Annotated in this window: 1 protein-coding gene; it reads left to right on the top strand. The window is 68.1% G+C overall.

Annotation, left to right across the window (positions count from 1 at the left end; translation table 11 throughout):
• Window positions 1-472 (top strand): HNH endonuclease signature motif containing protein (locus NS2_RS35690; protein ID WP_186817632.1); only part of this gene is annotated, 472 nt, incomplete at its 5' end.
• Window positions 473-740 lie beyond the last annotated feature (268 nt).

Below are 740 nucleotides of genomic sequence, written 5' to 3' on the forward strand. Positions count from 1 at the left end.
CTCGATCGGTTCGGCGTTGCAGATGGCCGCCGGGACCCGCCCGGTGCTGGCGGTCCTCGACCGCGACGGGATCCCGATCTATCTGGCCCACGGGCGACGCCTCGCCAGCCCGGGTCAGCGGCTGGCGTTGATCGCCCGCGACAAGGGCTGCACCCACCCGGGGTGTGATGTTCCGCCGGATCGGTGCGCGGCGCATCATGTGATCGATTGGGCCAAGAGCGGTCCCACCGACCTGACCAATCTCGCCCTGGTCTGCGATCACCACCACGCCCTGGTGAATGACAGTGACAACGGGTGGAAGACGGTGATGTTGGGTAAGGATTCCCCGCATCGGGGTCGGGTGGGTTGGATCGCACCCAAATCCGTGGACCCGACGGGTACGCCCCGGGTGAACGAGCGTCTGCATCTGGGCCAGCGGGTTGCTACCGTGATCGATTCCAGTTGTCGGCGTTGGGATACGCGCGCGGCGTGATTGTGATGCGTGAGGCCGTGTAACCCGGGGGAACACTACTCGGGTGCATCACCGGCGACCGGATTGCTCGCGAAGGCTTGTACCGCACGTGTGGTTGCGTCGTCTGCCCTGCCGGACCGGGGCTGACGCCGAGCCGGGAGCCGCCACCCGGCGATCCCGGCCCGCGGACTGCACGCATCACCTTCTCGGGACAACCCCGCCTGGTTCTTGCTGCATGACGCCGGGATGCCGTGGCTGCCCCAGCGGTGTGGGGGCTGGGGCTGCTCGC

It is taken from the genome of Nocardia seriolae NBRC 15557 (genome assembly GCF_007990715.1).
Lineage (GTDB): Bacteria > Actinomycetota > Actinomycetes > Mycobacteriales > Mycobacteriaceae > Nocardia > Nocardia seriolae.